Source organism: Clostridium sp. SGI.024 (genome assembly GCF_050315195.1).
Taxonomy (GTDB): domain Bacteria; phylum Bacillota; class Clostridia; order Clostridiales; family Clostridiaceae; genus Clostridium.
Genome location: NZ_JBNPON010000053.1, coordinates 1 through 25,620 on the forward strand (window position 1 = coordinate 1; position 25,620 = coordinate 25,620).

Annotated in this window: 24 protein-coding genes; 3 read left to right on the top strand and 21 right to left on the bottom strand. The window is 28.0% G+C overall.

Going from position 1 to position 25,620, the window contains the following annotated elements; all coding sequences use genetic code 11:
* Nucleotides 1-96: 96 nt before the first annotated feature.
* The 8 genes from ACQRD5_RS13065 to ACQRD5_RS13100 all read right to left on the bottom strand — a co-directional run bounded on the left by ACQRD5_RS13065 (nt 97) and on the right by ACQRD5_RS13100 (nt 9,124).
* On the bottom strand, nt 97-1,206 hold the full coding sequence (locus ACQRD5_RS13065) for an ABC transporter ATP-binding protein (RefSeq protein WP_291628269.1): 1,110 nt from the start codon (nt 1,204-1,206) through the stop codon (nt 97-99).
* A gap of 20 nt (nt 1,207-1,226) precedes the next feature.
* Nucleotides 1,227-1,700: a hypothetical protein gene (locus tag ACQRD5_RS13070; protein WP_291628271.1), complete on the bottom strand. Its 474-nt coding sequence runs from the start codon at nt 1,698-1,700 to the stop codon at nt 1,227-1,229.
* Nucleotides 1,701-1,908: 208 nt separating this feature from the next.
* Nucleotides 1,909-4,014 (bottom strand): HelD family protein, encoded by a 2,106-nt coding sequence (locus ACQRD5_RS13075; RefSeq protein ID WP_291628273.1) that lies wholly within the window; start codon nt 4,012-4,014, stop codon nt 1,909-1,911.
* Between the two features lie 115 nt (nt 4,015-4,129).
* Nucleotides 4,130-6,076 (bottom strand): ATP-dependent zinc metalloprotease FtsH, encoded by a 1,947-nt coding sequence (ftsH, locus tag ACQRD5_RS13080; RefSeq protein ID WP_291628275.1) that lies wholly within the window; start codon nt 6,074-6,076, stop codon nt 4,130-4,132.
* Nucleotides 6,077-6,094: 18 nt separating this feature from the next.
* Nucleotides 6,095-6,643, bottom strand: coding sequence for a signal peptidase I (lepB, locus tag ACQRD5_RS13085; RefSeq protein ID WP_291628277.1), 549 nt, complete (start codon nt 6,641-6,643; stop codon nt 6,095-6,097).
* Nucleotides 6,640-6,864 carry a DUF3006 domain-containing protein gene (locus tag ACQRD5_RS13090; RefSeq protein ID WP_291628279.1) on the bottom strand — a complete coding sequence of 75 codons (225 nt, stop codon included), beginning with the start codon at nt 6,862-6,864 and terminating at the stop codon, nt 6,640-6,642. The genes lepB and ACQRD5_RS13090 overlap by 4 nt, the downstream gene beginning before the upstream one ends.
* A gap of 152 nt (nt 6,865-7,016) precedes the next feature.
* A complete protein-coding gene (lysA, locus tag ACQRD5_RS13095; protein WP_291628282.1) occupies nt 7,017-8,309 on the bottom strand; it encodes a diaminopimelate decarboxylase in 1,293 nt (430 codons plus the stop codon).
* 137 nt (nt 8,310-8,446) lie between these two features.
* Entirely contained in the window at nt 8,447-9,124 is a 678-nt protein-coding gene (locus tag ACQRD5_RS13100) for a hydrolase (RefSeq protein WP_291628284.1), read from the bottom strand.
* 245 nt (nt 9,125-9,369) lie between these two features.
* Here ACQRD5_RS13100 and ACQRD5_RS13105 point away from each other — a divergent pair, with 245 nt between their 5' ends.
* Together ACQRD5_RS13105 and ACQRD5_RS13110 are read left to right on the top strand one after the other, a co-directional pair.
* Nucleotides 9,370-10,548, top strand: a complete 1,179-nt coding sequence (locus tag ACQRD5_RS13105) for a DUF1576 domain-containing protein (RefSeq protein WP_291628287.1) — start codon at nt 9,370-9,372, stop codon at nt 10,546-10,548.
* A gap of 1 nt (nt 10,549) precedes the next feature.
* The gene (locus ACQRD5_RS13110) at nt 10,550-10,894 is read left to right on the top strand and encodes a hypothetical protein (RefSeq protein WP_291628290.1); all 345 of its coding nucleotides are present in this window, start codon (nt 10,550-10,552) and stop codon (nt 10,892-10,894) included.
* A 31-nt stretch (nt 10,895-10,925) separates the two neighbouring features.
* Here ACQRD5_RS13110 and ACQRD5_RS13115 read toward each other — a convergent pair whose 3' ends face one another.
* The 11 genes from ACQRD5_RS13115 to ACQRD5_RS13165 all read right to left on the bottom strand — a co-directional run bounded on the left by ACQRD5_RS13115 (nt 10,926) and on the right by ACQRD5_RS13165 (nt 20,769).
* Complete coding sequence (locus tag ACQRD5_RS13115) at nt 10,926-11,420, bottom strand: NUDIX domain-containing protein (RefSeq protein ID WP_291628292.1); 495 nt, start codon at nt 11,418-11,420, stop codon at nt 10,926-10,928.
* 33 nt (nt 11,421-11,453) lie between these two features.
* A complete protein-coding gene (gene sfsA, locus ACQRD5_RS13120; RefSeq protein ID WP_291628294.1) occupies nt 11,454-12,146 on the bottom strand; it encodes a DNA/RNA nuclease SfsA in 693 nt (230 codons plus the stop codon).
* 483 nt (nt 12,147-12,629) lie between these two features.
* A complete protein-coding gene (locus tag ACQRD5_RS13125) occupies nt 12,630-12,797 on the bottom strand; it encodes a hypothetical protein (protein ID WP_291628297.1) in 168 nt (55 codons plus the stop codon).
* Between the two features lie 201 nt (nt 12,798-12,998).
* On the bottom strand, nt 12,999-13,439 hold the full coding sequence (locus ACQRD5_RS13130) for a hypothetical protein (RefSeq protein ID WP_291628298.1): 441 nt from the start codon (nt 13,437-13,439) through the stop codon (nt 12,999-13,001).
* A 95-nt stretch (nt 13,440-13,534) separates the two neighbouring features.
* The gene (locus ACQRD5_RS13135; RefSeq protein ID WP_291628301.1) at nt 13,535-14,122 is read right to left on the bottom strand and encodes a response regulator; all 588 of its coding nucleotides are present in this window, start codon (nt 14,120-14,122) and stop codon (nt 13,535-13,537) included.
* An 18-nt stretch (nt 14,123-14,140) separates the two neighbouring features.
* Nucleotides 14,141-15,706, bottom strand: a complete 1,566-nt coding sequence (locus tag ACQRD5_RS13140) for a sensor histidine kinase (RefSeq protein WP_427746942.1) — start codon at nt 15,704-15,706, stop codon at nt 14,141-14,143.
* Between the two features lie 216 nt (nt 15,707-15,922).
* Nucleotides 15,923-16,510 (bottom strand): rubrerythrin, encoded by a 588-nt coding sequence (gene rbr, locus ACQRD5_RS13145; protein ID WP_291628303.1) that lies wholly within the window; start codon nt 16,508-16,510, stop codon nt 15,923-15,925.
* Nucleotides 16,511-16,709: 199 nt separating this feature from the next.
* The gene (locus tag ACQRD5_RS13150; protein WP_291628304.1) at nt 16,710-18,581 is read right to left on the bottom strand and encodes a PTS fructose transporter subunit IIABC; all 1,872 of its coding nucleotides are present in this window, start codon (nt 18,579-18,581) and stop codon (nt 16,710-16,712) included.
* A gap of 15 nt (nt 18,582-18,596) precedes the next feature.
* On the bottom strand, nt 18,597-19,502 hold the full coding sequence (pfkB, locus tag ACQRD5_RS13155; protein WP_291628305.1) for a 1-phosphofructokinase: 906 nt from the start codon (nt 19,500-19,502) through the stop codon (nt 18,597-18,599).
* The gene (locus ACQRD5_RS13160) at nt 19,499-20,251 is read right to left on the bottom strand and encodes a DeoR/GlpR family DNA-binding transcription regulator (RefSeq protein WP_291628306.1); all 753 of its coding nucleotides are present in this window, start codon (nt 20,249-20,251) and stop codon (nt 19,499-19,501) included. Before ACQRD5_RS13160 ends, pfkB begins: the two co-directional genes overlap by 4 nt.
* 197 nt (nt 20,252-20,448) lie before the next feature.
* A complete protein-coding gene (locus ACQRD5_RS13165; protein ID WP_291628307.1) occupies nt 20,449-20,769 on the bottom strand; it encodes a (2Fe-2S)-binding protein in 321 nt (106 codons plus the stop codon).
* A gap of 217 nt (nt 20,770-20,986) precedes the next feature.
* Between ACQRD5_RS13165 and pflB the strand changes: the two genes are divergently transcribed.
* The gene (gene pflB, locus ACQRD5_RS13170; RefSeq protein WP_291628308.1) at nt 20,987-23,218 is read left to right on the top strand and encodes a formate C-acetyltransferase; all 2,232 of its coding nucleotides are present in this window, start codon (nt 20,987-20,989) and stop codon (nt 23,216-23,218) included.
* 59 nt (nt 23,219-23,277) lie between these two features.
* Here the strand turns inward: pflB and ACQRD5_RS13175 are convergent, their stop codons facing one another.
* Nucleotides 23,278-24,165, bottom strand: coding sequence for a tocopherol cyclase family protein (locus tag ACQRD5_RS13175; RefSeq protein WP_291628309.1), 888 nt, complete (start codon nt 24,163-24,165; stop codon nt 23,278-23,280).
* Entirely contained in the window at nt 24,155-25,597 is a 1,443-nt protein-coding gene (locus ACQRD5_RS13180) for an FAD-dependent oxidoreductase (RefSeq protein WP_291628310.1), read from the bottom strand. Before ACQRD5_RS13180 ends, ACQRD5_RS13175 begins: the two co-directional genes overlap by 11 nt.
* Between the last annotated feature and the right edge of the window lie 23 nt (nt 25,598-25,620).

Below are 25,620 nucleotides of genomic sequence, written 5' to 3' on the forward strand. Positions count from 1 at the left end.
ATAAAATGGAGCTGCGCTAACAGCTCCATTTAAAAATATATTCATATCTGAAACTCCTTAAGAAGTTTCCTCATTAATTTTTCATTTTACGTTTGACTAGAATATTGTATTTTGTTCTTCTTTATCAAATATATGAATCTTATTAGCATCAAATCCAAATTCTATTGGATCACCAATCTTATAGTTTGCAACTGTTCTTGATTTAATAATAAAGTTTGCTCCATCCTTCTTAATATGGATATATATTTCAGCACCTAAGTTTTCCATTAAGTCAACTACTCCACTAAAAGAAACAACTCCTGGCTTTGCTAATTCTTCCTTAGTATGATATATATTTTCTGGTCTTATTCCTACTATTACATCTATGTTTTCTGCATTCTTTTCTTTTATAACTTTAGCTTTATCTTCAGGAATTTCCATTAATTTATCAAATACCTTAACGTATTGCTTTCCATTTTCTACAGAAGTTTGTCCATATGTCATATTCATTTGTGGACTTCCTATAAATCCTGCAACGAATAAGTTTGCTGGATGGTTATATATTTCAGTAGGTGATGCAACTTGTTGAACAACTCCATCTTGCATAACTACTATTCTAGTTCCTAAAGTCATTGCTTCTGTTTGGTCATGTGTAACATATATAAATGTTGTATTTAACTCATTATATAATTTTGATATTTCTATTCTCATTTGAACTCTTAATTTAGCATCAAGATTTGATAAAGGTTCATCCATTAAGAATACCTTTGGGCTTCTAACTATAGCTCTTCCCATAGCAACTCTTTGTCTTTGTCCACCTGATAATGCCTTTGGCTTTCTATCTAGTAAATGTTCTATATCTAATATCTTAGCTGCTTCTCTAACCTTTTTATCTATTTCAGCTTTTGATACCTTTCTAAGCTTAAGTGCAAATGCCATATTTTCATAAACAGTCATGTGTGGATATAATGCATAGTTTTGGAAAACCATAGCTATGTCTCTATCTTTAGGTGGAATATCATTTACTAATTTATCATCAATATATAATTCTCCACTTGATATTTCTTCTAATCCAGCAATCATTCTTAGAGTTGTTGACTTACCACATCCTGATGGACCAACAAAAACAATGAATTCTCTGTCTTCAATATCTAAATTAAAGTCCTTAACTGCTTGAAATCCATTATCATATACCTTTTTAATACCTTTTAATTTTAAACCTGCCATATTTCTCTCCTCCAAATATATTAATAAAATACTAATGGGTTTACCTTTTTTATTAAATCTAATAATTTTTCATCTACTGCTAACTGAAATCCTGTAACACCTTCAGAGGTATTAACTACATAAACCATAGGTTTAATTCCTGAATCTGATAAATAAGCTTTAATAAATTTAGTATTACCATTTAATTTTTCTAAAGTTCTTACACTAGTTATTTCTTTTATATTAAAGCTTCCTAATTCTCTTCTTTTACTCTTATTCATAATCTTGTAAATAGAAAGTTCATTTCCTGTAAGCTCATATTCGTATTCTACTATTATCTGTCTTGATAATAGTGATATACCAAAATATACTAATGCAAAAAATATTGCACCTACTATATTTAACATCGCCATAAGCAATATTGCTATAGATAGAGATACTTTTTTCAAAATATTAATTATTTTTTCTATGCTACGATAGTCCTTTGTCTGAAACTGCTCATAAAAGCAATCCATTTACACCCCCCCTACACCGTTTACATAAAAGTCATAATTTAATTATATTATCTTTTTTTCTAAATTCAATTTTATTCATACTTTAGACTTGTTTTCCTAAATAATGACTAATAAATCAACTCATATCTTGTGAATTTTCACAATAAAAAAGATATAGCTATTATATTACTAGTAATAAAAAAAGGTTGTCGTAAGACAACCCAATTTATTATCTTATTTTTATTACAGATAACCTATGCAATGCCCTTGTACTCATTATATATTTAATTAAATTATCAGTATTTTCATCAAAATCAACCATTATTACAGCATCGAACTCTAACCCCTTAGCATAATAAGAGGGAACAAGGACTTTTCCCCCTCTATAAACTATATCAGATTTATTAAATGCTAATATATTTGTGCGCTTTTTAAGTTCTGGAGAAATAATATTTACTTCTTCCTTATCCTTAATTATAATAGCCACATTTTCATATTTTTCTTCTTGATAGTCTTCTAAAAGGTTCACTATAACTTCTATTAAATCTTCTAAATCTTCTTTTGGAACTGTAGTTTCCAAAACATCAAATTCTCCTTTTCTAACAAAAGGTACTACAGACTCTTCATCTAAAAATTTATTAGCATATTCCATAATTTGATAAGTAGATCTATAGCTTTTATTTAGATTATATAAGTTAAAGAAGCCTCCAAAAATATCTTTTAATCTTAACATTGCAGGGACTTCTTCAGCCTTAACTAATCTTTGATTTGAATCACCTACTATAGTATAGCTTCTACATCCAGTCAATTCCTTGATAACTATAAATTGAAGCATATTATAGTCTTGAGCTTCATCAATAACTATGTGCTTAATTTCATAATTTGCTTTTTTCCCATCTAATTTTATCATTAAATATAAAATTCCAGCCAAATCTAAATATGATAGATTTTCTATATTCATGAATTGTTTATATATATTAACTATTTCTTCATTCTCAATCCAAGCCTCTATTTCAGCCTTAGATTTCATAACTTCTCTAATTACATCTCTTATTGCAATCTTTCTTCTGAATTCTATATTATTTTCTTCAATAGTTAATTCATCTACTGATAATTTTGCTCTCTCATCTTCAGCATTTTTATTAATTTCTCTAACCTTTTCATCTCTCTTATCTTTAATTTTAGAAAATAATATTCTCTTAATCTTTTGACTTCTTCTAAATATAGGCATATACTTATAATGCTTTTCAAATAATTCATTTATTTCTTCTTCTGAAACAATTTCTTCATTTAAGAATTTCACAGGTTTTATTTTGAAATAATTTTCTTCTATATCAATTATTTTTTTATCTAGTAAATCAATGAAATCCTTAGATGACTTATATCTTATCTCATCTATTACTTCTTCATTTCCCTTTAGAACCTCTTCTAAATATGAACTTATATCTTTAACATCTTCATTAAGACCTATTTCCTTATATGCATATGATAAGAAAGTCTCATTTTTAACTGCTGTTTCACCTAAATTAGGCAAAACTTCTGATATATAATCCATAAAAATATCATTTGGTCCAAGAATTAATACTTTATCAGTTAGTTGTTGCCTATAGTTATATAATAAATACGCTACTCTATGAAGAGCTATTGTAGTTTTACCAGACCCAGCTACACCATTAACTACAACTACTTTATTTCTATCAGCTCTAATTATTTCATCTTGTTCTTTTTGTATTGTATTTACTATATCCTTAAGTTTTTCTCCTGAATTCGATGAAAGTACCATTTGTAATATTTCATCTTGTATATTTATATCAGAATCAAAATATCCTTCTAATTTAGCCTTTTTTATCATTAGTTGCCTTCTACTTAATATATCTACAGGAATTTCTCCTTGAGGACTTTCATAACTGGTTTCTCCTAACATTCCTTTGTAAAATAAAGATGCAACTGGCGCTCTCCAATCTACAATTACCGGATCATAACTTCCTTCTGGTGTTAATCCGTACCTTCCAATATATAATTCTTCATTAAAGCCATCATCAATAAAATTAATCTTTCCAAAGTAAGGTGATTCCTTAAGTTTCACAAATTCAGATAATTTTCTATCAATAGCTTTATAACTTTCTTCTTTTATATATCTTTCATGATCGAAGTATTCTATTAATTTATCTTCATCATCTCTATATTCCTCAATATACTTTTTTCTGTAGTCAAGTATATATTCAGAAATAGCTTTTCTTTTCTCTATATAATTTAATGTTTCATCATTAAGTATATTTAATGTTTTTTCTAGATTTTCCTCTTCCTTTAAGAATTCAATTTTATCCAAGAGCATTTCCCCCTTTGATTTTTTTACTAAGAAAGAGTGTAACAAAAAATTGCACACTCTTTCATTAAATTAACCAACTTTTATTATTTTAAACTTCTCTTCATTCTAAATCAACTTCATTTTAATCTTCTTTTACTTCAGTATTATCTTTGCTATCATCTAGCGAAAGATTTACTTCTGATTTGTTTTCTGCTTTATCTCTATCCTTTTTTTCTTTCTTTTTCTTTAAGTCTGGATATTTTTCATATACAAACTCCATGAACTCATCTCCGAATATAGTTTCCTTTTCTAGTAAATATTCAGAAATTCTATCTAGTAAATCTCTATTTTCATTTAATATCCTTCTAGTATTTTGATGACAGGTTCTTATAATATTTAATACTTCTTGATCAATTAAAGTTGATGTTTCTTCACTACATTCTCTAACAGCTCTTCCATCTAAATATCTATTTTGGAGAGATTCCAAAGCCATCATATCAAACTTATCAGTCATACCATAGATAGTTACCATACTTCTTGCAGTTTTAGTGGCTCTTTCTATATCATTAGATGCTCCTGTTGAAACTAAATTAAAGACCTCTTCTTCAGCAGATCTACCACCTAACATAACCATAATTTGATTAGTTAATTCTTCCTTAGAAACAAGATATTTTTCTTCTTCTGGTAACTGCATTGTATATCCTAAAGCCCCCATAGTTCTTGGAACTATAGTAATCTTATGAACTGGATCTGTATTTTCTAAAAGTGCTGCTACTAAAGCGTGACCTACTTCATGAAAGGCTACTACTCTCTTTTCCATTGGAGATAAAATTCTATCTTTCTTCTCCTTACCAGCTATAATAACTTCAACTGCTTCTCTTAAATCTTCTTGCATTACATATTCTCTTCCATGTTTAACAGCTCCTAAAGCTGCTTCATTTACTATGTTGGCTAAATCTGCTCCTACAGCTCCTGGAGTACTTTTAGCAATTTCCTCTAAATCTACATCCTCACTAAGTTTAACTCCTTTAGAATGAACCTTCAAAATATCAATTCTTCCCTTAAGATCAGGTCTATCAACTATAACTCTTCTATCAAATCTTCCTGGTCTTAACAAAGCTTTATCTAATATTTCCGGTCTATTTGTTGCAGCTAAAACAACTATTGCTTTAGTTGAATCAAATCCATCCATTTGTGTTAATAATTGATTTAATGTTTGCTCTCTTTCATCATTTGTTTGAAGTTGTGAATCTCTACTCTTACCAATAGAGTCTATTTCATCTATAAATATTATACATGGAGCATTTTTTTCTGCTTCTTGGAATAAATCCCTAACCTTAGCTGCTCCCATTCCAGCAAACATTTCAACAAAGTTTGAACCAGATATAGATAAAAATGGTACATTTGCTTCACCTGCAACAGCTTTTGCAAGTAATGTTTTTCCTGTTCCCGGAGGCCCAACTAAAAGTGCACCTTTTGGAAGCTTTGCTCCAATCTCCGTATACTTAGATGCATTGTTTAAGTAATCTATTATTTCTTTTAATGATTCTTTTGCTTCATCTTGACCTGCTACATCATCAAAAGTAACTTTTATATCATTTTCTTTATAGACCTTAGCATTACTTTTACCTAAGCCCATCATAGGCCCTGCTCCCATTCTCTTTCCTATTCTTCCAGCTAAAAATCTAAAAATACCAAAAAGTATTATGGGCATAATTACCCAACTAAATATAAAGTCTGCAAAAAAGTTATCTTTTATAGCTTCTGCTTTATATTCTACACCTGACTCATTTAATAAATTTATTAAATTTGGATCATTTACATTGCCAGTATATAATATTTTTCTTTTTGAACCGTCTTCTTCATTTTCTTTAGGTAAGATTTTTATTTCACTTGATGAAATAATAACGCTTTCTACTTGCTTATTCTCTAACATGCTTAAAAACTTATTATAACTAATTTGATCTGTAGTCATAAGATTTTTAGTTGCAGTAAATCCATATAAAAATAAAAATGCTAAAATTGCATATATTATAGTATTCTGCTTTTTATTATTGTTATTATTTTCTTCAGTATTCTTATTATCCATATTATTCCCTTTCCAAAACTATTTTACTTTTCCTATTTGATCAAAAGGATATACCTTAATTTGTGCCTTTCCAGCAATATCTTTACCATCGATATAAGGATTAATCCAGTACCTAGAATCTTTAGAATATAGTCTATTATCTCCTAAAAAGAAGTACTTTCCTTCTGGAACTTCATACACCCCATTAACTGTATCTTTTGCTCCTATATAATCTTCTTCTAATATTTCACCATTTATAGAAACGACTCCATTTTTTATTTCAATTTTATCTCCAGGCAATCCAATTAATCTTTTAATCAAATCCTCTTGAAGTTCTTCGGAATAAAAAACTAATATGTCGCCTCTTTGTAATTTATCTAAATTATAAACTCTTGTTACAAATAATCTATCTCCAACATTTAAAGTTGGTACCATAGATTCTGTTGGAATATAAACTTTATACAATACAAATTTATGTATTAAAAACGTAATAATAAATGCTGAAATTATTGGAATTATCCACTCATAAATAAAATTTTCTATTGAACCTCTTTTTTTCTCATTACTTTCTATATTGTTTTCTGTCATTCCTCCCATAATCCTTTCATTAATTTCTCTATCTCTTTTTTTCTTAACTTAGTAGCTTCATTATCTATATAATAAAGGTTATCTTTTTCGTAAAGTATATCTCCTTCTTTTGCCTCACCAGCTATACACTTCTTTTCAATATTAAATGTTACTCCCTCTAAACCTTCTAATACAACATATTCCCCTTCTATTCTATCAATTACATATTCCTTTTTCTCCATAAATTTACTTTTAATCACCTCTCTCTATACTCTATATTATATTTTAGTATATCATATTATTACAATTTTAAATAGCATTCAATCTACTAAAATAGAGCCATATAAAATCATACAACTAAATAATGATTTATATACAGCTCCTTTTAATACTATTATACTTCTTCTTTAATTAAATCTTCGTAACTTTGTCTCTTTACAACTAATCTTGCTTCACCATTTCTTGCAAAAACTACTGCTGGTCTAGTTATTTTATTATATCCACTTGCCATTGAAAATCCATAAGCACCAGTTGATAAAATAGCTAAAGTATCACCACTTTTTGCTTTTTGAATTTGTATATCTTGAATTAATATATCTCCTGATTCACAGCACTTACCTGCTATTGTTACTGTATCAGTCATTGGCTCTGATGCTTTATTTGCAATTAAAGCTTCATATTTTGCACCATATAATGCTGGCCTAATATTATCCGTCATTCCACCATCTACTGATAAATACTTTCTAACTCCAGGTATATCTTTAATAGTTCCTACAGTATATAATGTAATTCCTGCGTTTGCCACAATGGATCTACCTGGCTCTATTGTTAATATAGGCTTCTTAATTCCTAAAGCTTCACATTTTTTTTCTACAGAATCTAATATAACATTACAATACTCTTCTATTTTTTTCGGCTTATCACCTTCAGAATAATAAATTCCAAATCCGCCTCCTAGATCTAGTTCTCCTATATAATGACCTGTTTCTTGTTTTATATCATATATATAATTTAACATAACTTCAGCAGCGTCCTTAAAAGGTTCTGTCTCAAATATTTGTGAGCCTATATGACAATGAAGACCTACTAAATTTATATTATCTAACTCCAAGGATTTCTTCACAGCATCCATAATAATATTTCCTACAGGTGCAAATCCAAACTTGGAATCTATTTGTCCTGTTTTTATATAATCATGAGTATGTGCTTCTATTCCTGGTGTTAATCTTAGATATATATCTTGCTTTTTATCATAACTTTCTGCTATTTCATTAATTTTAATTATTTCTTCTATATTATCTACAATAAATCTTCCTACACCTAATTTAATCCCAAATTCTATTTCTTCGAAGGTTTTATTATTTCCATGAAAATATATTTTTTCCATAGGAAAGTTAGCTTTATATGCAGTATATAATTCTCCACCAGAAACTACATCTAAATATAGCCCTTCTTCATTGATTAACTTACACATTTCTAATGTTAAAAATGCTTTTCCTGCGAAAGCTACCCTATTATTATTTTCTTTAACTTTAAAACCCCTTATATAGCCCCTACATTTATCTAGTAAAAGTTGTTCATCCATTACGTAAAGTGGTGTACCATATGCTTTAGCTAAGTCACTAGCTTTGATACCTCCTATTACTAAATCATTACCTTCTATTTTACTTGCCCCAAAAAGCTTCATATATTACCTCCAATATACTTTAATATATTATGCTAAAGCCACCATGGTTACTCATAGTGGCTTTTTTCATTCTATTTATTATTATACACTTTTTCAAATTGTTATTCTATATTTATACAAGTGAATTAAACTTTTTTTTAATTTTCTCCCCTATATTTGTCCATTAATTGCCCCATTACTTCTCCTGATGGTGGTGGAGTATAGGTTATTGCATTTGCGCCTGCTTCAATAGTCCTCATAATGCTTTCATTAGTTGGACCACCAGTAGCTATTATTGGAAAATTCGGGAACTCTCCTCTTATTTTTTTAACTATACTTGGAGTATTTTTGCCTCCAGATACATTTAATATAGTAGCTCCAGCTTCTATTCTTTCTGCTATATTTTCACACTCAGATACTATTGTAACTATTACAGGTATGTCTATTATTTCTTTTACATTTCTTATTATTTCATTAGAAGTTGGTGCATTTACAACAACACCCATAGCACCTTTAAATTCTGCATCTAAAGCTAAATTAACTACTCTTTTTCCTTGAGTAATTCCGCCTCCAACACCACAAAAAACAGGTACATCTGCAGCCATAACTAAAGCTTGAGTTATAATAGGTTGAGGCGTGAAAGGATATACCGCAATTATTGCATCTGCATTTGTATTTTTTATAATTGCTACATCAGTTGTAAATAATAAAGATTTTATTCTTTTGCCAAATATTTTTATCCCACTACAATCTCTAATACAGGAAGGAACCTCTATTACATGGCTTCTTAATGCTCCTTTTATCTCTGGTACCTGTTTTACTTTTTTCCCATCCATATAAAACTCCTCCTATTTTTTTCTTTCTCTTTATTATTTTTTTTCGTATAATTATATTATACTATTTTTTTATCATATTAATATATGTTTAACTAGATTATTTTATAAAATTATTAAATAAGAATCAATATATAATATATTCATTATATCTAAATATTAATAATTTCTAAGAGGTGATTCATATAAAAAAATTTAAATTATATCCACCATACACTATTTTAATGACTATTTATCTATTTTTTATTGTGTTTGCATTTATTTTAGATTCTCCAATTGAAATTATAAAAGGATTAAAAAATATAATTCTAAGTCCAGATATATTAATTTCTGATTATGTAGAAATCGGTGGAATAGGTGCTTCTCTTATTAACTCTGCTTTAACTAGCATATTTTCGTTACTTCTTTTAGCATTTATAGGTGTCAAACCAATTGGCTCTACTATTATGTCTTTATGGCTAATGACTGGTTTTTCTTTTTTCGGAAAAAATATACTGAATATTTGGCCAATTATTGCTGGTGTTTATCTTTACTCCAGATATCAAAAAGAACCTTTTCTTAATTATAGTTTAGTTGCAATGCTTTCTACTACATTAGCACCTACAGTAAGTCAGCTCAGTTTTACAAGTTTCTTTTCAAGACCTATTGGAATCATATTAGGATATCTAATAGGATTATTAACAGGATTTATATTAGCTCCTATTTCTTCACATTGCATTAAGGTACATAGTGGCTATAATTTATATAATATCGGTTTTTCGGCTGGTATATATGCTACATTATTAATGTCTATATTAAGATCCTTAGGTATAGAATTTGAATCTAGAATGTTATGGAATACAGACTCAAATTATATTTTTGCAATTTTATTATTAATTATATCAATTTATTTGATTTTCCTTGGAGTTTACAAAAATCCATCAATAAAAAAAGATTTTTTATCATTAACTAAACAGTCTGGTAAGTTAGTTAGTGATTTCTATATATCCTTTGGAAATACATGCTATTTTAATATGGGAATATTATGTTTTTTATCAACAGTTCTTGTATTAGCATTAAAATCTCATTTAAACGGTCCTACTATTGCAGGAATATTTACTATTGTTGGTTTCGGAGCCTTTGGTAAACACTTAGTAAACGTTATCCCCGTTATTATAGGGGCAATCTTAGGTTCCTTAATTAATATTAATCCTATTAATTCTCCATCATTGATACTAGCTATTCTTTTTTCTACTGCTCTTGCTCCAATAGCCGGTAAATTTGGATATAAAATCGGAATATTGGCTGGATTTTTACATGTAAGTATGGTAAGCAATATAGGGTATCTTCATGGTGGACTTAATTTATATAACAATGGATTAGCAGCAGGATTCGTAGCAATGATTTTAATTCCAATAATAAATATTTTTAAGAAGGAGATTTTATAAAATGAAATACCAATTTGAAAGAAATCTAAAAATTATTAATGAACTAATGACTTATCTCCACAAGTTAGGAGCAAAAGATATTGATGTGCAATTAAGAAAAATTGATTCTTCCACAGCCTTTCATATTTGGGGAAAAATCAATAATATAGATTCAGATGAATTAGATAACCTAACTAACATATTAAATACTCATAGACAACACGAAATTGAAGAGTATTATTGGAATTTAGGTGGAGAAAGTGAAGCAGATGGTGAGCTTGCTCTAGTTGGTATGATGATTGATAAAGCAGAAATAACTTACTCAAATAATATATTGAGTTTTGAAATACTTAGAGAAGAATTATAAAGAAATGGGCTGTTTAGAACAGCCCATTTCTTTATAATTCTTTTAATTTTAATACTTTTTTAACTACTTTTGTTCCTATAATATCTTCTTTCATCTCTTCTAAGGCCTTAGAAAGTTTTGTCCACCCAATTCCTTCTACTTCTTCAGATTTCTTAATTTCTCCTGAAACAAAATCTGCAACAAATGTGATCATTAAAATTTCTTTATCGGCTACATAATCTGAACCTAAATATCTTATATTATTTATCTCTATACCAGCCTCTTCTTCAACTTCTCTACGCACTGCCTCTTCTGCTGTTTCATTATTACTAACATAACCTGATAATAATACCTTTGAATTCTCATATATATAGCTTTGTTTTAATAATAATATTTCATCATCTTTTATTATTGCAACCATTATACATGGTCTAGGAGTATCAAAAAACATTATATCATCATGAGAACAATATGGGACCCCACCTTCATCCCAACTAAATTTCTCTTCCAATCCTCTACCACACATAGGGCAAAATTTATACTTCATATTCCACCTCTTAATTAGTAAAAACTAGATTAATTACAATATTATATCAATCTCTTTATTTATTTCAATGATTTTTTTGCCCACAATACAACTATAGGCCATTATATCAACTCCATTATCTTTAGCTAACCTTAAAGCTTTAGCAAATTCAATATCGGTTTCATAATTTGGAGAAAATGTACAGACATTATCTAATTGTATTAAAAATAAAATCCCTGCACCATATCCTTGTTTTTTAGCTTCGATAAGTTCCATTATATGCCTAGTGCCTCTTTCTGTAGGTGCATCAGGGAATCTGCAATGACCATCTTCTTCCAAAGTAACTCCTTTTACTTCTAAATAATATATTTCATCACTTTCTGTGGATAACTTAAAATCAAATCTACTTTTTCCAAAAGTCTTTTCTCTGTTTATTTTACTATATTTTTTTAAATTTTCAATTTTTTTATTTTGTAAAGCTTCATGAACTACTTTGTTTGGAACCTGTGAATCAATATTAATAAATATATCGCCTTTCATAGCTGCAATCAAATCATATTTAGTCTTTCTATTAGGATTTAACTCTTCTCTTAAAAAAACCTTAGTTCCTTCTTTCAATATTTCTCTACATCTTCCTGTATTAGGAACATGTACAATTATCTCTTCATCATTTAATAAAACTTTTGCATTAAATCTATTAGGTCTACATATAAATTCCCCTTCAAAAATATTTTTATCAAACTTCATATTATTCTCCCTTATACTTTTAATTATTTCTACATTTTTCTCATAACTATTTAAATTTATTCACCAAAAATCACAAAGTTTTCCACAGGATAAATTTAAAATGCTGTGATTATTTCTATATTTTCATTATAATTGTAACATTATCCACAGTTTTTATCCACATTTTATCCAAACTGTGCATAACTTTATTTTTATACATATATATACTTTATTTCTTATTATACTTTATATAACATGTAAGTTTAATCTTCAACAAAAATCATCATATTGTTACAAACATATATTCAGTACATATATATTGTGTCAAGGTCACTTTAAAAGTTTTCAACACTTTTTAATATTTATCCACATTTTGTGGATAACTTTCCACAATTTTAACATATAATTCTTTTATTATCCACACCTTATAAATTTATATCTATAGATAATTAAATAAAAAGCTGTATTAAAAAGTTGAAAATTACCTTTTAATACAGCTAATAATTATATTATTGAATTTTTATATTTGTACCATGCAACTAAATACTGAATACTTAAAATAAATGGTCCAATTAAAGCTGTTGCTATTGCCCATATAAATTTATTTTGTCTTTTTTCTTCAGCTAATTTAATTGATGCAAATACTGATATTAATAATAATATTATTATCATAATTTATTTTTATCTCCCTTATTTGTTTAATTCCTTAATCCAAATATATTTTACATAATATATTTTTCTTTTTCAATTAATCTTCCTTGGTTAAATAGTAAACTATTTGTAAAATATGTAGAAAAAAATAAGGGAAAATTTACTCCCTTATTATATATAAACTTATCCTTTAACTATCTATTGCATTATAAATTAATTATATTAATTTATAATTGCTTTTGCCTGTTCTCTTAAAAGCTCTATATTATTGTCTGCATCTACTGTTGTAAATTTGTAGATATCTGTAAAGTTATAAAAATAATTTGCTATAGCAAATCTCTTTGCTCTTGATATCTTAAATTCATATGCTATTTTTTCTAAGAAATCAACTTCTTCATTTTCATAGTCCCCATCAACTAAAGCCAATCCAACTAATTCAAAGTAAATAATTAGCTTAGACTTATCTGATGAATTATTTAATTTTTTTATTATATCATCATATTCCATAGTTTGAATTTCTTCACTATTTATTCCTAACTCTTCTTTATACTCATGAACTAAAACTTTTTCTTCTTTTGCAAACTTATTATCAACTTTAGTGAAAATTGAAACTAAATTTAAAAAACATATAGATTCTTCTTTATTTAATTCTTTTAAAAACATACTTTCTCCTCTCCTAATCTAATAAAAATTCTAATAATTTAATTATATATTAGTTTTTATAAATTTAAAACATTATTTAACAAAATATGTATTTTTTAAAAAAGTTTATATATTTTTTCAAATCTTTTAGCTTCTTCTTCATTTCCCAATATTTTATTTACTTTACTAATTAATAAATATACTTCCTTATTATATGGATCAAATCCAATTGCTTTCTTTAATATCTTGTATGCTTGTATTGCATTTTCCTTATTATTAAGTAATAGTTTAGCCTCTTTTAATAAGTTATCTTCTTCATTATTTTCAATATTTTCTTCCATTTTTTCTTCTATCTCAGCTAGTACACTATTTATCCTATCTGTTGAAAAAGGTTTCTGTAAATATACTAGTGCTCCTAATTTTGTACATTCAATTGCATTTTTTACTGTAGCAAAAGCTGTCATTATTATTACTGGACAGTTTTCTCTTTCTTCTTTAATATTCTTTAGAAGTTCTGTCCCACTTATACCAGGCATCCTAATATCTAAAAATATTAAATTTATTTTTACATCTTTGTTTTTTATTATTCTTAATGCTTCTACTCCATTATCTGCTGTAATTACATTATATCCTCTTATTTCAAGACAAGTACTTAATAAATTCCTAATATTTTTGGTGTCATCTATAACTAAAACTCTTTTCATAACCTCAACTCCTAAACCCTAATTTTTATTTAATGGAATAGTGAATGTAAACTTACTACCTACTCCTGTTTTACTCTCACACCATATTTCTCCACCATGTATTTCTACTATTTCTTTAGCAATAGCTAGTCCTAATCCTGTACTTTCTTGAGGTATATCAAATCCTTCAACCCTAACAAATCTTTCGAATACTTTGTTTAAATACTCTTCTGGAATACCTCTCCCAGTATCTGTTACAGAAACAAATATCTTTTCCTTATCATATTTAGCATTAATTTGTACTATACCATTTTCCGTATATCTTATAGCATTAGAAATTAAGTTATTTAGAACCCACTTTATCTTTTCAGTATCTATCATTACATAAGGTAACTTTGAATTCAAATTTAACTTTAAAGATATGTTTTTTTCCTTTGCTTGAAATTCAAAATTAGAAAAAGCTTCCCCTATAATCTTGCTTATATCATAACTTTTTTTGTTCAAGCTATTTCTATTAGATTGTATTTCATAAACCTTTAATAAATCTGATACTAATTCATTTAATTTCTGAACATCTTCTTCCATAGTATCTACTATATCTTTTTGTTTTATATTTAATTTGCCAATACTATCATTTTTTATAAGTCCTATCCCCATCATAATTGAAGTCAATGGAGTTTTTAATTCATGTGAGATAGTATATATTAAATTTTTATTAGCTGTTTCTGACTCTATTACTTCTGTAGTATCTTTAATAACTAATAATATATCTTTATTTCTTCTATTTTTATTTGTATTTGAAGATATATCTATTTGAAGATATAGTCTTTTATTTTTATAAATTATTTCTATTATTTTATTATTTTCTTTACTTACTTCATACTCTTGAATTAAATTGTATATTTCTGGTAAATTAATTAAATCTAATAAATATTTTTTCTTATAATCCTTTTCATTAATTTGAAATAATTTAATGCCATTTTTGTTAATAAATTTAATTTTATAATCTTTATCTAATAATATTATTGAATCATTTAATGAATAAACTAATAAATTAATAGCATAAAAATACCTATTTATTAAAATAAATATGATTACTCCAAAGATAATAGCAACCACTAAAAAAAATAAAGCAATCGAATATATAACTTCTTTTGTTTTGCTTTGAAAAGTATCTCTTTCTATTAAAATAATATCTTCATTCAACTTTTCCAAATTATTTAAATCCTCAATAACTACTAATACTTGAGGTTCTATTTTTTCATTATAAAACTTCACTAGTTCATCATGATTTTCTCCGTTACTATAATCTTGAATTAATGAGAAAAGCTTACCAAATTCTATATATTCATAATTAACCTTATCTATTAATTGGGTTTCTTTATCATCTGTAATATTTCCTTTAGCAATATATAACCACTTATAGAATTCATCATCATTTGTATGGAATATATTAATTGCTTTTTCTTTATCTCCTTGAAGATAAATCAATATTGCTTTCTCTTGATTGTTTACTGCATTTATCATGCTTTTTATTGAATCTATACTTTTATAACTATTACTTATTGATCCCGTTGCAGAGTTTTTTGTTATATATAACCCCACTGCTGTTAATGACCAAATAAAAAAAATTATAATCCCTAAAAATATATAAATAACTTTAACTTTTTTATTTAAGGAGCTAAACATACTATTCACCTTTCAGTTTTATTTATATATTAATTATACATTAAATTTTTAAAAGTAATATATCATTTGAGTAACTATAATATATAAAAAAAAAGACTTAAGAGATTTATCTCCTAAGCCTCTAATAACATATTAATAATTTTCAGAGAAAACTTCAAAGTAAGCCTTTGGATGTAAACATGCTGGACATACTTCTGGTGCTTCTGCTCCTTCAAATATATATCCACAATTTCCACACTTCCATAAAACTACTTCGTCTTTCTTAAATACTTTTCCATCTTCTATATTCTTAAGTAATTTTTTATATCTTTTTTCATGCATGTTTTCTACTTCCATAATTCTTTCATAAGCAACAGCAATTCCTGGGAATCCTTCTTCTCTTGCAACTCTTGCAAACTCTGGATAAAGTTGAGTCCATTCTTCATTTTCTCCTTCTGCAGCTGCTTCTAAGTTTTTAGCAGTATTTTCAAATAATGCTACTGGATATCCTGCAGTTATTTCTATAGCTTCTCCAGCGAATTCATCCTTTAAGAACTTATAAAATCTCTTTGCATGTTCTTTTTCTTGTTCAGCAGTTTCCATAAATATGTTTGAAATTTGAACATATCCTTCTTTTTTAGCTACGCTTGCATAGTAAGTGTATCTTGTTCTTGCTTGACATTCACCAGCAAAAGATTTCATTAAATTTTCAGCAGTTTTAGTTCCTTTTAAACTCTTCATTTTTATCACACTCCTATATGGACTTTAAATTTTTTCTATAAATAGATTATATTACATATAATTATTTTTATCAAAGTCTTAACATTCGAATAATAAGAATTATCTGATAATTCCTCCAATTTTATTTATTTTTTGGACTTTTATTGCTTTTTATGTAGAAATAACCATAAGATATTCTTATGGTTATTTCTACATTATATTAATATTTACTTTTCTTTAAAACAGCTAAAACTAACATTCCTATTACTGAACCAGCTACTAAAGCTATAAAATATCCAATAGGATTGCTTATAACTGGTAAAACGAATATTCCACCATGAGGCGCTCTTAAGGCACAACCAAAGAACATTGAAAGTGCACCTGCTGTCGCTGATCCAATTACACAAGAAGGTATTACTCTTATTGGATCTGCAGCTGCAAAAGGAATTGCTCCTTCAGTTATAAATGATAATCCCATTACATAATTAGTAACTGCTGATTGTCTTTCCTTTTTTGTAAACTTCTTTTTAAAGAATGTACTGCATAAAGCTATTGCTAATGGAGGAACCATACCGCCAATCATAACTGCTGCCATAATTTCAAATTGTCCATTAGCTAATGATGCTGTTCCAAATACGTATGCAGCCTTATTTAAAGGTCCACCCATATCGAAGGCCATCATACCACCTAAAACTGCACCAAGTAATATTCTACTACTTTCTCCCATGTTGTTTAATGCATTAGTAATTCCAGTATTTAAAGCTGACACTGGTGGGTTAATTATAAACATTATAATTGCACCTATTAATAATATACCAAAGAAAGGATATAATAATACTGGTTTTAACCCTTCTAAACTATTAGGAAGCTTTTCAAATAACTTCTTTAATCCTACTACTAAATATCCAGCTATAAAACCTGCAAGTAATGCTCCTAAGAATCCTGATCCACCTTTATTTGCAAGCATACCGCCTACAAAACCTACTGCAAGTGCTGGTCTATCACCTATACTCATAGCAATATATCCAGCTAATATTGGTAACATAAAGTCAAAGGCAGTACCACCTACAGTTTTTAAGAATGCTGCAAATGGTGTATTCATCCCAAAGTTTGCAGGATCTATACTATAGTCATCAAATAAGAATGCTAAGGCAATTAATATACCCCCACCAATAACAAATGGTAGCATATGTGATACACCATTCATAAGGTGCTTATATATTTGACGTCCTATACTTTCATTTTCACCTGAAACTTCTTCATCTGCATTTTTTGAACCACTATGATTATAAACTGGAGCATCTCCTGATATAGCTTTATTTATTAACTCTTCTGCCTTATGAATTCCGTTAGCTACCTTAGTTTGAATAACTTTCTTTCCGTTAAATCTCGCCATATCAACCTTTTTATCAGCTGCTATTATTATACACTCTGCTTCTTCTATTTCTTTAGCAGTTAATACATTTTTAGCTCCACCTGAACCATTTGTTTCTACTTTTATTGTAACTCCCATATTCTTAGCTTTTTCTTCTAAGCTTTCAGCTGCCATAAAAGTATGAGCAATTCCTGTTGGGCATGCTGTTACTGCTAATACTCTATATCCATCTTTACTTTCTTCTTTTACTTTGTTTACTTTTTCATTTTCAAATTCATCAATTAAATCTACAAATTCTTCTGGAGTTTTTGAGTTTTCTAAAGCATTTCTAAACTTCTCATCCATTAACATAGTTGATAGTCTTGCTAATACTTCTAAATGTACATTATTTTCTCCATCTGGAGCACCTATTAAAAAGAATATCTTTGCTGGATTCCCATCAAGGGAGTCATAATCTACTCCATCATTTACTATCATAGCTGCTAATCCGGCATTCTTAACTGCTTTTGTTTTGGCATGCGGTATAGCTATTCCATCACCTATTCCAGTAGTGCTAAGTTCTTCTCTAGCTAACACAGCTTTCTTATATTCATTTTTATCTACTAAATTTCCTGAAGCATCCATTAAATCTACTAACTTATCTATTGCTTCATTTTTAGAATTTACTTTAGGATTTATTGCTATAGATTTTATATTCAATAGATCTGTAATTTTCATAATTAATCCTCCAAATTATAATATTTCTTTTAATAAGTTATATACTTTATCTTTAGTTGCTAATCCCTCTGAAAATGCACTTGCACTTCCTGTTGCAACTCCCATTTTAAAGGCTTCTTCTAAGTTGCTATTATTTAAATATCCAGCAATAAAGCCTCCAACCATGGAGTCTCCGGCTCCTACAGAATTAACAAGTTCTCCTTTTGGAACATTTGATTTTATAACTCTATTATCTTCTGTTATAAATATTGCTCCATCACCAGCCATAGAAATTAATACATTCCTAGCTCCCATTTCCTTAAGTTTTTTAGCATATTTTATAATTTCTTCTTCATTTTTAATTTCAACATTAAATAATTCAGCTAACTCATGATGATTAGGCTTAATTAAAAATGGTTTATATTTTAAAACATTTAATAATAAATCCTTTGTTGCATCTACTATTATTTTAATGTTTTTATTTTCTAATCTTCTCATAATTATTTCATATATATTTTCTGGAAGTGTACTTGGTATACTTCCTGCTAAAACTAATACATCGCCTTCTTTAAATAAATCTAATTTATTAAATAATTGCTCTAAATCATTCTCATTAATAACCGGTCCTTGACCATTTATTTCTGACTCTTCATTAGATTTTAATTTAACATTTATTCTAGACATTCCATTATTAAGCTTAATAAAATCTGTCTTGCAGCCCATATTCTTTACTCTATTTTCAATTTCATCTCCTGTGAAACCTGCTATGAAGCCAAGAGCTATATTTTCTACATCTAAATTATTTAGAACTATAGAAACATTGATTCCTTTTCCTCCTGCATATATCTCTTCATAAGATGTTCTATTTACTTGACCTACCTTAAAGTCATTCACTCTCACTATATAGTCAAGAGCTGGATTAAAGGTTATAGTATATATCATAGTTTTAAGACCTCCACCACTTCTGTTTTATCTTTATATCTATTATCTTCTAATTTAGTAGTAATTATTACTGCTTCATCTATCTCTGCAAAGGTAATACAGCTTATCTCATTAAATTTTGTTTTATCTGCAAGTATATAAGGATTTCTAGTTCTTTTAATAGCTTCTTCTTTAACTAAGGCCTCTTTAATATCTGGAGTAGTAAAGCCTCTATTTTCAGAAATACCATTAGTTCCAAAAAAACCTTTAGTAAAGTTATATCTCTTTAAACTATTTATAGCCTCAACACCTACTATTGCTTCAGTTGAATTTTTTAATTCCCCCCCAATAATATAAGTTTTTAGCCCCTTACTTATTAATCTCTTTGCTTGATTTATACCATTAGTTACATATACAGCATTTGTTTCTTCTAAGTAATCTATTATTAAATTTGTTGTTGTTCCTGAATCTATAAAAACAAAATCCTCTTTAGTTACTAAACTTGCTGCATACCTTGCAATAATAGCCTTATCTTCAATATTTAAATTTTCTCTTACTTCTAAGTTATAATCCTTTGTATTGAATTCCTTTTCAACTAAAGTAGCACCTCCATGAACTTTCTTAAGTTTACCTTCTGCATTCAATGAATTTAAGTCTCTCCTAATTGTTGACTCTGAAGTATCTAACATCTTTACGAGTTCACTTACATATACTACTGAATTCTTTTTAAGTTCCTCTAATATTAACTTATGCCTTTCTTCCGTTAACATAAAAAATCACTCCTTGTTTAAATAATACTATTATTTTTAATTAAATTCAAGCATTTTCATTCATAATCATTCAACATTTATTTTATATTCATTCATAATCATTCACAATTGTTAAATTTTCCTCACTAACATTCAAAAAAAATAGACCTAAATAAATATATTATTAAGTCTATTTTCAATATAAATATAAAATAAGTTTACCTTCTTAATTCAATTATACTTTGTATTAATGGTCTACATCTTCCACATGTAGTACCTGCCTTTGTAATATTTCCAACTTCATCTAAAGAATTAGCGCCATTTTTAACTGCATCAACTACTTCTTTCATAGAAACAGAATTACAAGTACAAGCTGAATCTAACATTGATAATACCTCACTTGTACATCCTCCACAACAAGTAGCTGCACCGGTAGCTTCCATTATATCCTCTATATCCCTAGCACCGCATTTCATTGCTTGTCTTATATCCAAATAGCTAACATTTCTACATCTGCAAATTTTTCTTTGACCACCCATAAAAAATCCTCCCAAAATTTCTAATTATAATATATAATTATACAATGAGATTATTCTTAATCAACATATTTAAAATTTAAGAATTCAATGAACTCTAAAGACTTTCTTGCAATTATTAGTACTTGATGATAAAATGTAAATGATAAATATTATTCATTGAGAATTATTTCTAATTTTAAGAAAGTTTACAAATATACACAAAAAAGGGGTGCAATGTATGAAGCAAGAATGGATCAACTTTAAACAAGGTCAATGGACTAAATCTATTGATGTTAGAAACTTTATTCAATTAAACTATACTCCATACAATGGCGATGATAGTTTTTTAACTGGTGCTACTGATGCAACTAAAAAGTTATGGGAAGAAGTTAGTGAACTATTTAAAAAAGAGAGAGAAAATGGTGGCGTTTTAGATGTTGATACTGAAACTATATCAGGAATAAACGAATATAATGCTGGCTATATAGATAAAGCTTTTGAAAAAATAGTTGGAGTTCAAACAGATGCTCCATTAAAAAGAGCTGTAATGCCTTTCGGTGGTATTAGAATGGCTGAAAATGCTGCAAAAGCTTATGGTTATGAAGTAAGTCCTAGAATTTCAGAAATCTTTACAAAGTATAGAAAAACTCACAATCAAGGTGTTTTTGATGCTTATACTGATGAAATGAGACTTGCAAGAAAATCAGGAGTTATAACTGGACTTCCAGATGCTTATGGTAGAGGAAGAATTATAGGTGACTATAGAAGAGTTGCTTTATACGGTGTAGATAGATTAATAGAAGATAAAGTTGCTCAAAAGAAGAGCTTAGAAGTTAAATGTATAGATGAAGATGTAATTAGATTAAGAGAAGAAATCTCTGATCAAATAGTTGCTTTAAAAGAATTAAAAGGATTAGCTGAAACTTACGGTTTCGATATATCTGGACCAGCTAAGAATGCTAAAGAAGCTATCCAATGGTTATACTTTGGATTCTTAGGAGCTATAAAGGACCAAAATGGTGCTGCTATGTCTCTTGGAAGAACTTCTACATTCTTAGATATATATATTGAAAGAGATTTAAAAGCAGGATTAATAACTGAAGAGGAAGCACAAGAATTAGTTGACCATTTCGTTATGAAATTAAGACTTGTTAAATTCTTAAGAACTCCAGAATATAATGATTTATTCTCAGGAGATCCAACTTGGGTTACTGAATCAATCGGTGGTATGGGATTAGATGGAAGAACATTAGTTACTAAGAACTCTTTCAGAATTCTTAACACATTATATACTTTAGGGCCATCACCAGAACCAAACTTAACTGTTCTTTGGTCAACTAGATTACCTCAAGGATTTAAAGATTTCTGTTCAAAGGTTTCTATTGATACAAGTTCAGTTCAATATGAAAATGATGATTTAATGGCTCCATACTGGGGAGATGATTATGCAATAGCTTGTTGTGTATCTGCAATGAGAGTTGGTAAGCAAATGCAATTCTTCGGTGCTAGAGTTAACTTAGCTAAAACATTACTTTATGCTATAAACGGTGGTAAAGATGAAAAGTATGGAATGCAAGTTGGACCTAAGACTGCTGCTTTAACTGGTGAATACTTAAACTACGATGAAGTAATGGATAGATTTGATGTTATGACAGATTGGTTAGCTAACCTTTATGTTAATACATTAAATGTTATTCACTATATGCATGATAAGTATTCATATGAAAAATTACAAATGGCTTTACATGATAGAGATGTATTTAGAACAATGGCTTGTGGTATAGCAGGGTTATCTGTTTGTGCTGACTCTTTATCAGCAATCAAATATGCTAAAGTTAAGCCAATTAGAAATGAAGAAGGCGTAGCTATCGACTTTGAAGTTGAAGGTGACTACCCTAAATACGGAAATGATGATGATAGAGTTGATGATATAGCTGTTTGGTTAGTTGAAAACATGATGAATAAGATCAGAAAGAATAAGACTTACAGAAATGCATACCATACTCAATCAGTATTAACAATAACATCAAATGTTGTTTATGGTAAAAAGACTGGTACTACTCCTGATGGAAGAAAAGCTGGAGAACCATTTGCTCCAGGAGCTAACCCAATGCATGGAAGAGATAATAGTGGTTCTTTAGCATCATTAAACTCAGTTGCTAAATTACCATATGAACATTCACAAGATGGTATATCAAATACTTTCTCAATAATTCCTGATGCATTAGGAAAGTCACCTGAAGATAGAATTCATAACTTAGGAACAATGATGGATGGATACTTCTCTCAAGGTGCTCAACACTTAAATGTAAATGTATTTGATAGAGCTACTTTATTAGATGCAATGGACCATCCAGAATTATATCCTCAATTAACTATAAGAGTTTCAGGATATGCTGTAAACTTCATTAAGTTAACAAGAGAACAACAATTAGATGTTATAAATAGAACATTCCATAAATCAATGTAATTAATTCATTTTAAATAATTAAATGTGAAGTATAAGCTAATATTATACTTCACATTTTTTTAATTAATCACATATTCAAAACTTGTTTTATTAGAATCTAAATTAAAAATTAAATTCTCTCCTTCAAAAAATCTAAACCTTGCATTACAGGCTATATTTTCCTTTATTGTCCTTATCATTTCTCCAGAATTTGGTGCTAAAAGATTCTGTGGATATAATTCTTTTATTTCTACCTCTAACCTATATGGTCCTTTCTTTATTTTTAATCCCTTTTCATTATAGGATATTACTTTTACTCCATTATATGTAGCCAATCTATATTCTTTTCCTTCATAATAAATCACAGCAATACATCCAATAAAATTAAAACCTAAAAATGGTATATCAGCTATAGATACCATTATACTTGTATCTTTCTTACTAAAATAATTTGATTGAAGCCACAAATACTTTTTAGGGAAAGATCTTCCTGAATCCTTTTCTATATAGCCTATGGAATCTTTAAATTTTAATTCTTCATTATTAATAAATAAACTTCCATGAAATTTATGACTTAAACTTAAAACTCCATGAGAGCATTCCATAAAAGGAAAGTAAGCAAATGGACCCATTACATCGCCTTTTGTAGATGTAATATTTTTATAAGTAAGTTTTCCTCTTATATTAATATCTTTATTTTTTATATTAATTATTGAACCCTTTAAGGAAAATATACTATCTTTTATCTTTATTGTTTGCTTATCCTTACTTATAGAAAAATCATTAAAATCATAATCTATATTATAAGATTCACTTTCAGTAATAATCTGAATAAATGCATATTTATATCCATTCTTATTTATATTTATTCCAGGAATAAAAGCTATACTAAAATCTTCACTTTGATGTTTAAAATACCAACCTTCAAAATATCTTTTTTTATTAGTATAATTACTTTTATTCTTCATACTTCAAATCTTTAATAGTTGGAGAATCCAAAAATTCCCCTTTATAAGTAAATCTTGATCCATGACATGGACAATCCCAAGATAAATCATCAGCATTCCACTTTAATTCACATCCTAAATGTGGACATTTAGTAGCTACTGCATAAATTTTTCCTTCATTATTCTTATATACTCCAACCTTTTTTCCTTCATATAATACTATTCCTGCATGCCCATTTTTAATATTTTCTGCAGTTTCCATTGGTATTCTTATTTTTTCTGCAATAAAATTATATGTAGTTTCAAAGCCATCCTTAACTAGATTTTTAATAGATGCAGTCATATCAAACCTACTTGGAGCAAATATTTCATTAAAGTCATATGTTTTACCATTAATTAATCCGCTAATTATTATTGCTGAAACCATAGATGATGTCATTCCCCACTTATTAAATCCAGTAGCTACATATACATTAGGAAGTTCTCTTGAATAAGCACCTATAAAAGGAATTCCATCTGATGTAATACAATCTTGTGCAGACCAATGATATTCTTCAATGGAATCTGGATAAAACTTTTTAGCAAAATCTCTTAGCTTTTTATATGAGCCTCCATCTTCATTACTTCCAGTTCTACCAGATTCCCCTCCTAAAATCAAATAATCCTTATATCTTCTAAATGAATACCCTGACTCATTCTCGTCAATATACATTCCTTTTAAAAGTTGAGCATTTTTCAATGCAAGAACATATTCCCTTTGTTGATGCATCCTTAAGAAATAATAGCCTGGTACATTTATAATAGGAAAGTGTGTTGCAACTACTATGCTTTTTGCTTTAATATCTCCCCTATTAGTAACTACAATATTATCTTTTACTTCTATAGCTGTTGTATCTTCATATATCCTTAAATCTTTTATAATATGATTTAAAAATTTTATTGGATTAAAATTTGCTTGATTTTTAAACTTAACTGCTTTTGCAATTTCAAATGGAAGTTCTATACTATCTACTAATTCTGCATCTATTCCTAAACTTATAGCTGCTTTATACTCTTTTTCAATTTTTTCAGGAGAGTCTAATGTATAAACATAAGCATCTGCAATTTCAAAATTACAATCAATATTACTTTTACTAATTATTTCTTCGTAATTTTCTAATGCTAGCTGATTTGCTAAAGCATATCTTTTGGCATTTTCTTTTCCAAACTCCTTAATTAGCTTATCATATATAATATTATGTTGTATTGTAATTTTAGCAGTAGTATTCATGGTATTCCCTTTTAGCACCTTTTTTCTCTCTAATACTACAGCATTTATTTTATTTTCTTTTAGCATATAGGCAGTTAGTACTCCTGCTATTCCTCCCCCTATAATAACTACATCTGCCTCTTGTATATCTAATTTATCTTTATTTTTATTAGGTTTATAACTTTCACTCCAAACTGATTTCATATAATCACTCCATAACTAAATAA

What these genes read in the sequence shown, in the direction of transcription:
- ACQRD5_RS13125 (WP_291628297.1), bottom strand. Translation starts at nt 12,797, where the DNA reads ATGATAATAATATTATTATTAATATCAGTATTTGCATCAATTAAATTA.
- rbr (WP_291628303.1), bottom strand. Translation starts at nt 16,510, where the DNA reads ATGAAGAGTTTAAAAGGAACTAAAACTGCTGAAAATTTAATGAAATCT.
- sfsA (WP_291628294.1), bottom strand. Translation starts at nt 12,146, where the DNA reads ATGAAGTTTGATAAAAATATTTTTGAAGGGGAATTTATATGTAGACCT.
- pflB (WP_291628308.1), top strand. Translation starts at nt 20,987, where the DNA reads ATGAAGCAAGAATGGATCAACTTTAAACAAGGTCAATGGACTAAATCT.
- ACQRD5_RS13115 (WP_291628292.1), bottom strand. Translation starts at nt 11,420, where the DNA reads ATGAAGTATAAATTTTGCCCTATGTGTGGTAGAGGATTGGAAGAGAAA.
- ACQRD5_RS13135 (WP_291628301.1), bottom strand. Translation starts at nt 14,122, where the DNA reads ATGAAAAGAGTTTTAGTTATAGATGACACCAAAAATATTAGGAATTTA.
- ACQRD5_RS13100 (WP_291628284.1), bottom strand. Translation starts at nt 9,124, where the DNA reads ATGGATGGGAAAAAAGTAAAACAGGTACCAGAGATAAAAGGAGCATTA.
- ACQRD5_RS13070 (WP_291628271.1), bottom strand. Translation starts at nt 1,700, where the DNA reads ATGGATTGCTTTTATGAGCAGTTTCAGACAAAGGACTATCGTAGCATA.
- lysA (WP_291628282.1), bottom strand. Translation starts at nt 8,309, where the DNA reads ATGAAGCTTTTTGGGGCAAGTAAAATAGAAGGTAATGATTTAGTAATA.
- pfkB (WP_291628305.1), bottom strand. Translation starts at nt 19,502, where the DNA reads ATGATATATACTATAACCTTTAATCCAGCTCTTGACTATATAGTGAGA.
- ACQRD5_RS13065 (WP_291628269.1), bottom strand. Translation starts at nt 1,206, where the DNA reads ATGGCAGGTTTAAAATTAAAAGGTATTAAAAAGGTATATGATAATGGA.
- ACQRD5_RS13090 (WP_291628279.1), bottom strand. Translation starts at nt 6,864, where the DNA reads ATGGAGAAAAAGGAATATGTAATTGATAGAATAGAAGGGGAATATGTT.
- ACQRD5_RS13180 (WP_291628310.1), bottom strand. Translation starts at nt 25,597, where the DNA reads ATGAAATCAGTTTGGAGTGAAAGTTATAAACCTAATAAAAATAAAGAT.
- ACQRD5_RS13175 (WP_291628309.1), bottom strand. Translation starts at nt 24,165, where the DNA reads ATGAAGAATAAAAGTAATTATACTAATAAAAAAAGATATTTTGAAGGT.
- ACQRD5_RS13150 (WP_291628304.1), bottom strand. Translation starts at nt 18,581, where the DNA reads ATGAAAATTACAGATCTATTGAATATAAAATCTATAGCAATAAATCCT.
- ACQRD5_RS13075 (WP_291628273.1), bottom strand. Translation starts at nt 4,014, where the DNA reads ATGCTCTTGGATAAAATTGAATTCTTAAAGGAAGAGGAAAATCTAGAA.
- ftsH (WP_291628275.1), bottom strand. Translation starts at nt 6,076, where the DNA reads ATGGATAATAAGAATACTGAAGAAAATAATAACAATAATAAAAAGCAG.
- lepB (WP_291628277.1), bottom strand. Translation starts at nt 6,643, where the DNA reads ATGACAGAAAACAATATAGAAAGTAATGAGAAAAAAAGAGGTTCAATA.
- ACQRD5_RS13160 (WP_291628306.1), bottom strand. Translation starts at nt 20,251, where the DNA reads ATGTTAACGGAAGAAAGGCATAAGTTAATATTAGAGGAACTTAAAAAG.
- ACQRD5_RS13165 (WP_291628307.1), bottom strand. Translation starts at nt 20,769, where the DNA reads ATGGGTGGTCAAAGAAAAATTTGCAGATGTAGAAATGTTAGCTATTTG.
- ACQRD5_RS13130 (WP_291628298.1), bottom strand. Translation starts at nt 13,439, where the DNA reads ATGTTTTTAAAAGAATTAAATAAAGAAGAATCTATATGTTTTTTAAAT.
- ACQRD5_RS13110 (WP_291628290.1), top strand. Translation starts at nt 10,550, where the DNA reads ATGAAATACCAATTTGAAAGAAATCTAAAAATTATTAATGAACTAATG.